The organism is Acidobacteriota bacterium, assembly GCA_030774055.1.
In the GTDB taxonomy this organism is placed as follows: Bacteria; Acidobacteriota; Terriglobia; order Terriglobales; family Acidobacteriaceae; genus JACPNR01.
The window spans coordinates 1-13,008 of record JALYLW010000037.1; the positions used below are offsets into that span (position 1 = coordinate 1).

Sequence of the window (13,008 nt, forward strand, 5' to 3'; positions counted from 1 at the left end):
GTGGTAGGCCGCGCCGCTCTACGCCCCCGATGAGCGGCTGCTGCAACGTCTTGATCGAGACGCGCCGGTGCCGACAGGTTCTTCGGGACCGGCAGAGCATCCGGACGGGGAACTCGGGACCCGAGTAGCTGGGCTGCCTGGTTATTCCTGGTCGGGCGGAGCGAGCGGCGTTTCGTCGGGCAGCAGTCCGAGGATGGCCTCGGGCGTGATCTCGACGCCGGAGGCTTTCCCATAAGCGCGCACCGCGACCTGCGCCAGCCGCGCCGAGAGGTTCACGATCCTCTCGACGGTCTCGGCCTGGAGGGCCGCATCCTTGTCGCCGGTCAGTGCGATGAGCTGGTTCGAAACGGCCGAGGCCTCGGTCATGTAGGCCACGGCATCATCGAAGTTGTCGGCGAACGTGGTGTTAGGGGTTCGGTTAGTTACCAACGGTCACCTCCCCGCAGCACGTCACGAGCCGCGGCTCTTCGAACAGGTTGTCGGTGTAGCGCGGCGTCCTCTCGACGCTGAGGCGCACGGCTTCAGCTTCCCACTTCGCCTCGATGACACGCTGCTTGGCGAGCTCTGCCTTTTGCCAGCCCGGGTCGAACCGGTCGAGCAGGGCCTTGATGTCCTTCGCCAAGGTGATCACCTTGGCGATCGCGCCGGCGACTGCCTGCTTCTTCGCTGGCAGGTCCTTCTCCGGGTCGCCGAGCACCTTGGCGACGGCATAGAGATAGAAGGCCTGCACCGATGTCTTGTCGAGCGATCGTGCTTTCTCGATGAGCTCGGCGTTGGCCTTCGTCCGGGGGATCTTCCCGGAGTTGTAATCTGCGACCGCCTGGTCGACGGCTGCCTTGAATCCAGAAAGCGTCTGGAACGTCGCCTTCTCCCAGCTCTGGCAGCCGGCCAAGAGCAGGACGAGCGACAGGACGAGCGACAGGACAACGAGCTTCTTCTTCACGTTTACTACCTCCTGACAGAACCTTGAATGGCGCTGCCGATGATGTTGCGGACGATCCAGTCGAGGATGCGCTGGCTCTTCGTTCGCTTCGGCGGATTGCGCATCTCGTGGATGGCTTGCCGAACTTCTTCCATCGAGTCCGCGGCGGACTTCACGCCGCGCCTGGATTCGCCGGTGGCTTCCTCGATGTTTTTCAGGCTGCCCGCTACCGCTGGCGATTTAACGATGTCGTCGGCATGGAGAAGGACCATGTCCGCATGGTCGAGCAGCGGCGTGGCGGACGCGGAGAGCTGGTCGGCATCCTCGCCGACTTTCTGCATGGTGATGGCCGTTTGATATAGAACTCCACCAGCTCCGTTGATGTTCCTGTCGGTATGCGCGATGAAGGCAGAAAGTTCCCGCTTGAGCTGCTGCTGGTTCCTGTCAAGGTGGACGAGGTTGATCCTGGTGTCACGCGACACGTTCACGGATTGCTTCGCCGCCTCGTCGAGGTGCCCGATCACTACATCGACGTGGTCGAGCGCGGCGTTGAGTTTCGCCTCGCTGGTCGTGACAGTGGCGCGGAGCTCAAGGAAGAGCGCGCCGAGCGAGGCCAGGGCGAAGATGGCACTCGCCATCAGGATTGCCTTGAGGATCTTCATTTGCTATCGCCATTCTTCGCTTCTGCCGCGGCCGCGTCCTTTTTCGCCTGCGCTTCTGACTTCGCCGCCGTAGTCGCCGCGTCCACCGCTACCTCTTGGGCTGCCCCCAGATTGGCAATTGCACGGTCAACGTTCGCCATCGCCGCCTGTACCGGCGGGACAACGGAATCAGCTCCGGGGATCTTCGAGGCGAAGGCGCGGGAGATATTGCCAGCCAGTGTGTTCAGGAAGGTGAACGCCCAGCGATAGAAATCGCTGCTCGTCGGCTTCGGACTCACCAGCGCGCCAACTGCGGAGGAGAACGTCCAGTACGCGAACACAAGCCCCCAGAAGTACGGGTCGCCGATGATGTTCGTAACGTGGTTCATTTAGGTCTTCCCTTTCGCCGCCCTATCACGGGTTTTTGTAAGTGATCCAGACTTCTTCGCCGCGCTTCTCGGCTGCGAGCAGCAGGTTCACGAGTTCTTTGTAGGCCTCGCGGGAGCGCAGGATGCACTCGGCATCGAGCCGTTGCTTGCCAACGAGCAGGCAGCCGTCGGTGTCCGTGGCCGAGTTGCCGATGTGCGCACGGATACCGATGAACCCGGGAACGTTCAGGATCTCTGGCACGCGGCCATCGGCGAGATCGCTGTATGGCTTCTTCGCGGAGAACCTTGGCGATTGGCTCAGGATGATGCGGCGGCGACCTGCCGGCACGGCCGTCTTGCCCGGGATCTTCCACTGCTCCACCGGGACGCCGGCTATCTCGCGGACCGTGTCCTCGAGCGTGAAGAACATGAAAGTGCCATCGGCGTAAAGCTTGCCGGGTGTGGCGTTGGCCGTCGAGCGTTCGCGTTGGACCACTAGCTCCATGTTCTCTCCTTAGCGCTGCTTGCCGGCCTCGAGTAGGGTCATTTCAACCCACGCATGAAGCTCCACGCCGCCGCCGCGCATGATGCCAGAGCCGCGATGAGGGCTGCCCACATTCGCTGGTCCAAGGTATCTAGGCGGGGACCGGCATTTACCCTAGCCACTTCCGTCAGTTGGCTCGCCTGAATTTCCAGGCGCGACTCGATGCGGAGAATGGCCCCCAGGCCGGGTTGCTCCGGAGGGCCGAACAGGGCCGTTTCCATGCGTAGAGTACGAACGTTGATTTCCGCGACCGTCGCAGCAAGGTTCGCCGTGGCTGCTGCTGCTGCCGTGGCAGCCGATGCGGCCGTGGTAGCTGCCGTGGCAGCTGCGGCCGTTGCTGCCGAGGCGACCGCCGTGGCTGCTGCTGAGGCCGTTGCTGCTGTCGTGGCGGCCGTGGCGGCCGTGACGGCTGCGGCAGCCGCGGCAGCCGCGGCAGCCCCGCCGCGCGCCTGTAACTTTCTTTTCACTGGAGGTCTCCTTCGGCGAAATAGGAAAGGCTCCCCGAAGGGAGCCACGAAGAAACTACAGTGCCGCTGACTCAGGATTCATTCTCTTAATTCAGGGCCTCGGCATCACGTTCTCCGCGACCGATGCCTCTTCGAATGCACCGCAAACCTTTACCGCACTCTCCGCGCTCGAAGCGTACCGTAGGTCTTCAGCGTCGAGACAGTGAACCCTGTTTGTGTCACCAGATACACCGTGGTCGTTCCCGAAAGACTCAACCGAACCGTGGGCACAGCCCACGTTTGCGCTATCGTGGCAGTCGGAATGGTCGCGGCAGTTTCAAATGCGAAGTTGCTGTCCTGCGGCCCAAACGTTGCCGAGGTCGTGCTGATGCCTGCGATCAGGTACGTGTAACTGGTGGTCGCGCCAAACTCATAGTCAACGGCGCCCATCACCTCCCAGTCTCCCGCCGTCAGGCTCATGCTGGTAACGTTCGCGGCTACACCGGCGGTCAAGGTAATCTCCGAGGCCTGCGTCAGCACAGACTTGATCTCCTCCCCCACGCTCCCCGCGTTTGCGTTGTTGTTCGTAGCGGTCCCGATCAAGTCAGGGGTGGTGATTGATGGAGAAGTCGCAAGCGCTACCGCACCCGAACCGGTCGTGCCGTTCGACAAGTCCGCAGCCGCCAGCTGCGCGACCGTGAGGTCGCCGCCGACAGAAGTCTGCTTCAGGACCTTGCTCGCACCTCCGGTCCCCGAGAGGTCGGTATGCGTTCCGCCACGCGCGAGGCCGAGCAGTCCGCTCGCGATGTTCGCGGCGTTGGTAGCATCGGTGGAGCAGGAGGCAGCGCCGTTCGACAGGTCGGCGCAAGCCAGCTGCGCGGAGACGAAGTTCGTTCCGTTTGAGCGTAGCACCCGCCCGGCGGTCATCGTCCCTTGGCGGAATCCAGTGCCAGCCGTGAATACGGAAGTCGTAAATACACCAGTACTCCCGTCGTAAAACAAACTCGCACCCGCCCCGGCGCAGCCAGACGATGCGCCCAGCCAGAAATTCCCGCCGCCGTATGGGATTTGCGTCTCGCAGACGCCGTCATTGACGTGTAGGAGTGTTCCGGACTCTGCCGAGATGTCCCAATGCCGGTGCGTGTTGCCGACGGTCCAGAAGCGGGTTCCGGGGAATCCGGTGCGGGTGTAGATGTCGGTCGCGCCATCGCTGTAGTTGTAGCCTATGTAGTTCCCGCCAGTACCCAGCTCAAGTTTTCCATTGAAGTGATTGGGCTGCTGGCCGAGCTGGTAGACGCAGAAATTAACCGTACCGCGGGTAAGATCACCGCATAGCACACCTTGCTGGATCGCTGGCCCCGATCCAGTACCGGTAGGGTCCAGTGCCCAGAAGTGCGCAAAAGTGGCGATGCTGGCGTTATTCATCGCCGGATGGGAGAAGAAACTAGTGCCCTCGGCCAGCGATCCAGCTCCGGCATTGAAGGTGTCGATGGCCTGGAAGGAATGATGATGGTCAGCGGCGTTTGACGTGGCTACTGTGATGTTGGAAGCGAAGCTGGCATGGCCTGTGGCTCCTGCGGGAAGATTCAAGGTGGAAGAATCGAGGAAGCCGTAATGGGCGTGCGTGGTGATGGCGGAACGGGCCTCGAAGTCTCCCGTCCCGGCAGCAGTGCCACCAATGCGCGAGACCCAGTTGCCGCGCACGATGTCCTGCGCGCCACTCGGATTCGTAACCACCACAAAGGGCATCGTACCGGTGATCGTTCCGGTGACACTGAGGTTGCCATTCACGCCCAACGGTCCATTGATCGACGCGCCCGACGGCGGAACCACCTGGCCGACGTTGGGGATGTAGTTATCGAAGTTGAAGGTGGCGCCGGAGAACTGCACCAGCTTCAGATTCACGATGATCTGCTGCGTGTTCGTGTCTTTTACCGTGACGTGGTAGTAGATGCCCGCGGGCGCCGTCTCGGCCGGGTTGGCGACCTGGAAGCCGCCTGCGATCGCGCCGTTCGTCACGCCGGCGCAGACCGGCTTGGTGACGACCATGCCGCCGCCGCCGGCGGAGAAGTTAACCGCCACGTCGAGCTTGTTGGTGCCGAGGAAGCAGACCTGCCCGGCAGGCAACGGCGTGCCCTTGGCGTTTTGGATGTTCGACGCGGTCACGGCGGTGAAGTTCTGCGCGAACGCGGGCATGCACACCAGTGCGAGGAAGAGGCAAAGCTTCTTCATGGGTCTCCTGAGATTGAGCAGTTGATTTAGTTGAGGTTGCCGCCGGCACCGCCACCGCCGCCACCGCCGCCACCAAAGCCGCCGCCGCCACCACCGGATGACCCGCCAGCGCCGGCGGCGTCAGGCGTGATGGTGTCGCCGAGCACGATGTGGCCATACCCCATCGCGGTGACGACCTGGGCATAGCTGGTCAGCAGGTAGATGGCCCAATCAACCGGACTGAGTAGAGCCCAGTAGCGCGTAGACAGCGCCTTGCCCGCGAAGCTGGCAGCCGAATGGGTCTGCGTAATGCCGTCATCCTTTTTGAAGTTGATGTCCGCGCCCACTGTGGGAACGCCGGCCGTCTTGCCATAGCAGCGCACGGTCGCCGCGGTGAATGGAGGGCCTCCCGTCCCGATCGAATCCACCGTGCAATCGTTGGCGACGAATTTAAAGAAGTTGTGCAACCGGCCGGTGATGGCGTAGGTGTACTCATCCAGATCTGCGGTGGACTGGATGCGCCGCCGCCACACGTTGTAGCTGGCAAACTTGAAGTGGCCCGTCTTCCCCACATCCTGCGGCTCGAAGCCGATGACGCATACCGCCTGATCCAAGCGCAGGAACTTCTGTCCCGTGGTGTGCGCGAGCACTGGAGTGCCGAACACGCCGCGGCGAAGGCTGGTGAGCTGGTACCGGTTCCCGCTTACCAGCGTGGCCGTCTTGTAGCTGATGAGTTCGTACTGGCCGGCGGTGCCCTCAATCCAGCAGAGGGTGCGGAAATCATCGCGGTCGTCATCTGTGCCGCTCAGCAGCTCGCCCAGCGACTGCGCCAGGTCCACGTCGAGCGTCCCGGTGGTATCAGGGTCTGCAGTCGCCGCCAGGTCGGCCATCAGCACGCCCATGCGCGCCTTGCCCGCCTGCTCGCCGGCTACTTTGAAGCTGTCGCCGGTGTCGGACGCCCAGATGATGCAGCCACCCCAGTTCGGGTCGGAACCGCAGAGGCCGAACAAAAGTTCGTAGCCGCCAGAGAGACTCAACCGATCGGTGGCTTCGAAGATGATGGGAGCGTTCACGTTGCCGGGGTCGGCATCGGCCGAGCCCGAGAACCCATCCGGCGCCTGACGGCCGTAAAGCGTTGCGGTCGCAGTGCCGAACGGAGCATTCTCGCAGGCGAAGTTCAGATGCCCGGTCTCAGGGTCCTCCTCGATGTCGTTGATGCGAACCGCGACCATCTCCGTATCCGAGGGGTCACCGTTGATGAACTTGCGCGGCACCCGGACCTTCTCCATGGTTTCGAGCAGGTCAGAAAACCCGGCCGCCGGCAGCGTGAAGTGATACGTGTCGCCTACGTGCACCGAACGCAGGCAGCGATGGTTGGCCACGCGCGCGGCTACATCGGCCTCGCAGATGAAGTGGCAGGTGCGCTTATCTTCCGGCTGCTTACCGAACTGGAAGACGCTGGCCGCATCCTGGTGCGCGATCGGACGCGGGTTGTAATCGTTCGCCCGGTCGAGGAACTCGATGGTGATGATGTTCTTGCGCTCGAGCGCGGACTTGCGCTCGACCCGGATCGGCTGCTCGCCTTCTTCGGCGATAAAGTCATCTTCGGTCAGGTCGATCAGCGGCGCGGTGTCCGGGGTATAGATCTCTCCCCAGCCGGCCAGGGTGCGCTCCCCGTAAGGGATGAACGCCCACTTCTTTCCGCGGCGCACGGCCGCCAGGTTCGCGGCATCGAGGATGGGGTGCAGCTCGTCTGCCGCGGTGGATTGTGACTGGCCGAATACCGGGCTGAAGAAGAGCCCGCCCGCCATCGTGGCTGCGCGCGCCTGCGACAGATCATCGAGCATGGAACTGGGAACGCCGCAACCGGTGTGCGGATCATCGAGCACGATGTGCAGGATGGTGTCGATGGCAGCATCCATGTTGCCGCCGCCGATGCGGCTCGAGCTGATGGCTTCGAAGCTGTAATTCTCCAGCGTCCCGGAGCTGCCCAGGTCCGTCTTATCGTTCGCCGCCAGGGCGAGGCCGGCATAGTTGCGAGCGTCGGCAGGATGCTTCGACGTCAGGTAGCTCCACGGCGTCTGCGGCCGCGTGCCTTTGAGCAGCGTGAAGTTCTTCAACACCGGCGGCTGTGTGGGCTGGTTATCCGCCGCGGGGATGTTGTAGCTGTAGCTGATGCGGACCGTCTTGCCGATATCGGCAGCGTTGAAGGTGTAGGTGCCGCCGACCTGCTTGTACTCGCCGGCGGCTGGCGAACCGGTCACCTTCTTCATCGGCACCCAGTCGGTGAAGCTGATGTGGCCATCACCATCGGGATCGCCGTAGTCGAGGTAGTCATGCTCCACCGCGGTGGAGACGCTCACGCCACGGTCCTGCGTATAGTTCGCCGCCTGCACCACGGCCTGCGTGACGCCGGCAAGCACATATTCTTCCGTGGCCTGCTGCGAGCCGGTCTTGCCCTGCGTTCCCCAGATCTCGCCCAAGGCATCGAGTGGCAGGTCCTTCGGGCAGAGGCAAAGGAAGCCGAGGACGGCGGACTGGTAGGTGTAGGTGGTCTGCGACATCGCCTGCCCGCCGCCACCAAAACCTTTGCCGCCGACCTGCTGCGTCTCGGTGTGGGCGATGGCTTTGAAGTCCCAGTCGCCGAGCAGAGTAAGCTTGAGCCGATTCGTCCCGGCGAGGACCTTCATCAGCTCGCCCTCGACCGAACTCTGTATCCGCATGGCCGTCAGCAGGGAGGGCTTCTGCGCGGCGCCGTTCGCGCCCCCGCCTTTTCCGGATCCGAACATCTAGACCGGCCTCTCTGAGGGGGCGCTTTCGCCGCCAGTTCGCCCCTGTAGGGCTTGCGGCTCGCCGGTGTCCTTCGGTGGCTTTGCCGCCTGTTCGCCCTCCACAGGGCGTCCTGGAGCGTTTCCCGGCCCCCGCTCTTCAGCCCAGAGACTGAAGACCTTCATTGGCCGATTGAAGAGCTGGGGATCCTGCTCGGCGTTCACGTAGACGACGCCGTGCGAGAGGTGGCTGTGCATGCACTCCGGCCAGGCAATTACGATCAGGCCGTGCGCGAATGCACGCCCGAACTTCACGACGCAGAAGTCACCCGGCAGCGGGGTGCGCGGCGTTATGTCAGAACCCCAGGGCGCGGCGACCTCGCGCGCGAGGGCGCGCACGATATCGAGGTAGCGCTCGGCGGAGCGGTGCAGATGCCAGTCGAGCGGGTAATACGGCACCTCGGGCCGGATGATGAGTCCGAGTGAGGCATAAACCTCGAGGGGAAACATGGCGCAATCGGCGCCCTGACCTTTCACGCGCGCCATGTGGCGGTAAGGCGTGTTGAGCCACGAGCGCGCCTCGGCGACCACGCGAGCTCGCGCGTCTTTTTCTTCGCAACCGCTCATCATTTTTCCGTTTGCAGGCTGAGGTTATGCCCGTCTGTCAGATCGCGGTCTCAGGCACGGGAACGTTCGGCTGACCGCCGTAGTTTGCCAAGTTGTCGAACTTCGAATCACAGGCGTCCATGGTGTTGGCGCAGCCGGGGTACACGGCAAAGGTATCGCCCACGCCGGGAGCAACCAGCAGCGGCGCATCGAGCACCACGTAGCCTGGCCCCTGCGCCTTGATGGACATCGAGAGGCCAGCGTTCAACCCGGTGAGCGCGCGGACGTAGCCGAGCGGAAACCATCCTGCCGGCTGCGAACTCAGGTCCGCCGCCGAGTAGAGCTTGATGGTGGTGGAGCCGGCCTCAGCCGTCACATCGGTGCGGAAGTCTTCGCGGTCTAACGTGCAATCCGCATCAAACACCACAAAAGCGCAGCTCGCGCCCACGTGGCGGCGCGGCCACGGCTGGTGCAGCTCCTCGCCGAACTTTATCTCCGCCTTGCAGCGCAGCCATCCGATCTCTGCCGAGGCCCAGCGTCCGTAAAACACAACGAACGGGTCCCACGGCGGCGTGGCTCCCCATGTTTCGAAGTAGAGCTTCTCGATGGTGACCTGAGCATGCTCCATGAAGCCAAGCTGCATCAGCTTCTGCAGGCTGTAGCCGTTGAGGATGACTGTCTCGCCATCGCTGACGATATCGAGCGGCAGGTCGTCCACCTCGAAGCCCACGGCGCTGCGCGTGGTACCGCGCGAGATCTCGAGCGGGCCGGCGAGCCAGGTGTTGCCGCCGTGCGTGACGTCGCCATCGGCTGAGGTAAACCGCAACACGTCGCCGGAGAGCAGCTCGATGGTGTAGAGCTCGGCGAAGATGAAGTGGCCGTCTTTGTTCGTGCCGCCCTGGAGCAGATGGGCGATCAGGTCGGGGTCGTTGGATTTCATGCCGAGTACCGAGTGCCGAGTACCGAGTTGCGAGTTTCGGCGAGGTGCTCGCGGATATCGTCGGCCACGCAGGCGAGATGGAAGCCGAGCCACGCGCCGCACAGGTGCTTGCGGAACGGCGCGGCGGAGCTGCGATACTCGAGCGCGGCAGCAACGGCCATGAATCCGTGAAAGAGCGCCTTCTTGGTGCCGCAGGTCATCTTGTTCTCCGGTAGAGGTTCTCCAGGTACGTCACTTGCCAGACTTTGCACGGTGTACACCAGCAGAGCCAGCGCCACGTGCCGGTGCCAAGGCACTTCTCTTGTGGCGGAGGGCGCATGGCAATTCCTGCTTTTGAACCTTTTATCTTTTCTTCACGGTTATCAAAGGAACAGAGCCTAACTCCCAGAAGTAGGCCATGAAGTTCGCCAGCTCGATCTGGTCGTCATCGAACTTGCACAGGTAGGCGAAGGTGAAATCGGCGGTGACGACCGGATTGGTCACGGGCGACCCTGCGCCAGGGGCCTCCGAAAAGCGATACAGCCCATTGCCCACGGCCTCGACATCCTCGGCGGCGACTTCCTCGCCATCCAGATAGAACGTGGGGACGCCGAATGGGTTCTGGATGATCTCGTTGAACTCCGGCCCGATGGAGCGCACGAGCTGGAAGTCGGTCGTATCGCCATCGCCCACGCCGAGCTTGCCGCCGCTCACGGCAAAGCGCGCGAGATCGATCTCGTTCACGCCGGTGAAGAGGAAGCTGCCGCCGGCGCCGCGGCGCGCGCAGAAGAAGCCCAGCAGGGTGTCGAGGTCGGAATAGACCGGGTCCTCGGTCGTCTCGTTGGGCGGTGGCGGTTGTTTCTCGGAGAGGAACTCGTACTCCAAGGTGATCTTCCACAGCGGCTGCTGCTGGTTGGAGAAGCTGGTTTCGGAGCCGGCGTGGGACTTCATGCGCGTGGTGTTGAAGTTGGGAGCGAGCCGCGTCCCCCACTTGATGCCGCGCAGCTTCGGAAAGATCACGTCGGGCATTCAAGCTCCTGTGGGGCTTGCTGTAGACTCCAGCTATGTCGAAGCGTGAAGTCAATGTGTGGGAGACGGCTGGCAGCGCCAGAATCGGCGATGGAATCGCCTTCGTCAGGGTTTCCTTCAGCCTGCGGAAAGAAACCACCATAGTCAGCGATCAGTACGGCCCAGAGGTCGCGAAGGTAGACATCAGCGGTAACGTAAAACCGGAGGACGAAACGAACTGGGGCCAGATCACGCGCTGGGCTGATAGCAACAAAGTGTTGTCTCTAGCCCCTGGAAATTCGGAAGTGATTGGAGGCATCCGCGTAAAACACGATGGCTCATTCCGCGCCTTCTCCGAATCTTAGGCGAGCCGGAAGCGAACGCCACCGCGCGTGAGGCGCTTGAATTCGCGCATTACCTCTTTGTTGTTTGAGCGCAGGACGCGGCCCACGCTCTTCCCATCCAGGGCAGCGATCTTCGGCGCATATGTCATATGTGCGCCTCGCCCGCCGCCAAAACCATCGCCACCTTCGTGCGCCATGTTCACGACCGCCCGGCTCAGTTCCTTCGGCAGCACCATCTCGCCCGGCGTCAAAAATGCTGGCACCGTGTCGCCATTCCCGAAGCCAGGTACAAGCCCGCCTTTTGCGAACCTGAACACGCGGTAGAGATTGGCAGCGGTGAACATAGCCGCGCCGAAAACCGGCGCGGTGAGGTCGATGGGGAATGGCGCCCCAGCCATGGAAGCCACGCCGTTCGCGCCGGCAACCGCAGCCGCCGCTGAGATCTGCGATTGGGCTGTCGCCTGCGTAGTCGCTTGCCCAAATATCTTCATGATGATGTACGTGGTGATCCATTGCGCCAGCATCTGCCCGAGGGTCCCCACCAAGACATCGAGCATCGACAGTAGGATCTCGCTGAAACCCTGCGCCAGAGACTGTGTCCCGCGGATCATGCCATCGATCGCGGTCTGGAATCCGGATGCCATGGCCTGCTGCCAGCCCTTGATGATCTGCACCATCCTTCCCTCGTGCTGCCGCTCGAGCTGCTCTTCCGTCTGGTGGCGCTTGCGATCGGCGATGGCGATCTGCTGCTCCAGCTTTTGCTTTTGCAGCGGATAGTCTGGGTCATTCTGGTTCAGGAACGCGAGTTTGCGGCGCGTGGCGATAACGAGGGCCTGATAGGCGTCATCGAGGTACTTCTTCTCGATAGCCAGAGCCTGAGTACGCGAGATGCGGCCTTCGGCAACATCGCGCTCCGCTTCCTCGCGCCGAAGCTGATACTCCTGCTCGGCGAGCGCGGCCTTGTAATCCAGTTCGGCTTGCGCGAATTCATTGTTGATGCGCAGCGCGTTGAGGCTCGCCTTCGTGCCCGCCGCGAAAACACTCTGCTGCAGGCCTTCGAGATGATGACTTAGGCTAATCTGGTTCGCAACCGCGAGGGCGTTGCTTTCTGCATTGCTGGCCTTCTGTGCAGTCGTGGAAATGTCCTTCATGCGCGCGGCGTGCTGATATTCGAGTGCCTCCAACTGGCCCTGGAGCGTGCGGTATGAAGCAACCTGCTCAGGGTGGTCCTGTAGTTCAGCGCCGGTAAGCGAGAGACGCTTCTGCAGCGAGCGTTTCTCAGCTTCGTACTTCAACTCCTCGATATTCTCCAGCGCTGCGAGTTCGTCGCGGGCTGAGATTCCCTCGAGTTCCTTTTTGGCCTTGAGATAGGACTCGGCAAGCTGAATGCGGGCATCCCAGACGCGCTTCTCGGCTTCGGCGGCGCCCTGCGCAGCGGATATACCCTCCTCTTTTTTGCTCGCGTCCGCCTCCTTGGCGCTGTTGTCTATCTGCTGTTGGAGTAGCGCCATGTTGGAAGTGATCAGCGCGAGCTTCTCGGCATAACGGCCAGCTTCCTCGCTGCCAGCCTTATTCTCCAGCCGCAACCAATAGAGGCTGTTCAGTACATCGTTCGACTGGAGTCGAAGCTTCAGCATCTTGTCGGCCAGGTCACCAGTCTCGGTCTCCAGCTTGCGCGAACCGGACTGACCGATGGTGCTATAGGCCGCCGCGAGGTCCTTTATCTTCTGCGCGTGCTCCGCGAGGACACGATTTGAAGCAACGATAGCCGCAAGCTTGGCCTTCTCCGCATCGGTATAGATGAAGGTGTCGGCGATGAACTTCCCTAGCTCGTCGCCAGCGTTTTTAAGAACGGCAATCATGCCGACGATCGCCAGCGGGATGAATGCAGCCGAGAGTGCGCCCTGCACCGGCCCAAGCGCGGCCACGAAATTTCTGATATGGCGCGGCATTTTTAAGCCAGCCTCTTCACCAAGAAGCGCGAGAGAGCCGCGCGCTTCCGTGCCAGACTGGCGCATCGCACTCGACATGCGCCGGCCGCTCAGCTCCGCCGTGCTGGCCACTTCATTGAAGTGGACCTGCATCTGAGAGGTCGCGCTCTTCACGTCGGCGACAGTCTCATTTAGCCCGAGGCTCAGGAGGCTGTGGTCGAGGATCGCGGCAATGCGGACATCGGACATTAGTTAGTAACCCTCTTTTTTGGGCTGTTTTTTGACTTGCCAGCAGGATGG

Annotated in this window: 13 protein-coding genes; 1 reads left to right on the forward strand and 12 read right to left on the reverse strand. The window is 62.4% G+C overall.

Annotated elements, in window-relative coordinates; genetic code table 11:
• Nucleotides 1-141: 141 nt before the first annotated feature.
• The 11 genes from M3P27_02825 to M3P27_02875 all read right to left on the reverse strand — a co-directional run bounded on the left by M3P27_02825 (nucleotide 142) and on the right by M3P27_02875 (nucleotide 10,454).
• Nucleotides 142-429 (reverse strand): hypothetical protein, encoded by a 288-nt coding sequence (locus tag M3P27_02825; GenBank protein ID MDP9267243.1) that lies wholly within the window; start codon nucleotides 427-429, stop codon nucleotides 142-144.
• Nucleotides 419-943, reverse strand: a complete 525-nt coding sequence (locus M3P27_02830) for a hypothetical protein (protein MDP9267244.1) — start codon at nucleotides 941-943, stop codon at nucleotides 419-421. Before M3P27_02830 ends, M3P27_02825 begins: the two co-directional genes overlap by 11 nt.
• A gap of 5 nt (nucleotides 944-948) precedes the next feature.
• Nucleotides 949-1,584 carry a hypothetical protein gene (locus M3P27_02835; GenBank protein ID MDP9267245.1) on the reverse strand — a complete coding sequence of 212 codons (636 nt, stop codon included), beginning with the start codon at nucleotides 1,582-1,584 and terminating at the stop codon, nucleotides 949-951.
• Entirely contained in the window at nucleotides 1,581-1,952 is a 372-nt protein-coding gene (locus M3P27_02840) for a hypothetical protein (GenBank protein ID MDP9267246.1), read from the reverse strand. Before M3P27_02840 ends, M3P27_02835 begins: the two co-directional genes overlap by 4 nt.
• A 25-nt stretch (nucleotides 1,953-1,977) precedes the next feature.
• Nucleotides 1,978-2,436 (reverse strand): DUF5675 family protein, encoded by a 459-nt coding sequence (locus M3P27_02845; GenBank protein MDP9267247.1) that lies wholly within the window; start codon nucleotides 2,434-2,436, stop codon nucleotides 1,978-1,980.
• Nucleotides 2,437-3,092: 656 nt separating this feature from the next.
• Nucleotides 3,093-5,153 (reverse strand): hypothetical protein, encoded by a 2,061-nt coding sequence (locus M3P27_02850; protein ID MDP9267248.1) that lies wholly within the window; start codon nucleotides 5,151-5,153, stop codon nucleotides 3,093-3,095.
• Between the two features lie 26 nt (nucleotides 5,154-5,179).
• A complete protein-coding gene (locus M3P27_02855) occupies nucleotides 5,180-7,921 on the reverse strand; it encodes a phage tail protein (protein ID MDP9267249.1) in 2,742 nt (913 codons plus the stop codon).
• Nucleotides 7,922-8,530 carry a hydrolase gene (locus M3P27_02860; protein MDP9267250.1) on the reverse strand — a complete coding sequence of 203 codons (609 nt, stop codon included), beginning with the start codon at nucleotides 8,528-8,530 and terminating at the stop codon, nucleotides 7,922-7,924.
• A 34-nt stretch (nucleotides 8,531-8,564) separates the two neighbouring features.
• A complete protein-coding gene (locus tag M3P27_02865; protein ID MDP9267251.1) occupies nucleotides 8,565-9,446 on the reverse strand; it encodes a DUF2163 domain-containing protein in 882 nt (293 codons plus the stop codon).
• Entirely contained in the window at nucleotides 9,443-9,646 is a 204-nt protein-coding gene (locus M3P27_02870; GenBank protein MDP9267252.1) for a hypothetical protein, read from the reverse strand. Before M3P27_02870 ends, M3P27_02865 begins: the two co-directional genes overlap by 4 nt.
• A gap of 142 nt (nucleotides 9,647-9,788) precedes the next feature.
• Nucleotides 9,789-10,454 (reverse strand): DUF2460 domain-containing protein, encoded by a 666-nt coding sequence (locus M3P27_02875; protein ID MDP9267253.1) that lies wholly within the window; start codon nucleotides 10,452-10,454, stop codon nucleotides 9,789-9,791.
• A gap of 35 nt (nucleotides 10,455-10,489) precedes the next feature.
• Between M3P27_02875 and M3P27_02880 the strand changes: the two genes are divergently transcribed.
• Nucleotides 10,490-10,798: a hypothetical protein gene (locus M3P27_02880; protein MDP9267254.1), complete on the forward strand. Its 309-nt coding sequence runs from the start codon at nucleotides 10,490-10,492 to the stop codon at nucleotides 10,796-10,798.
• Here the strand turns inward: M3P27_02880 and M3P27_02885 are convergent.
• Complete coding sequence (locus tag M3P27_02885) at nucleotides 10,795-12,957, reverse strand: hypothetical protein (protein MDP9267255.1); 2,163 nt, start codon at nucleotides 12,955-12,957, stop codon at nucleotides 10,795-10,797. The genes M3P27_02880 and M3P27_02885 overlap by 4 nt on opposite strands.
• Between the last annotated feature and the right edge of the window lie 51 nt (nucleotides 12,958-13,008).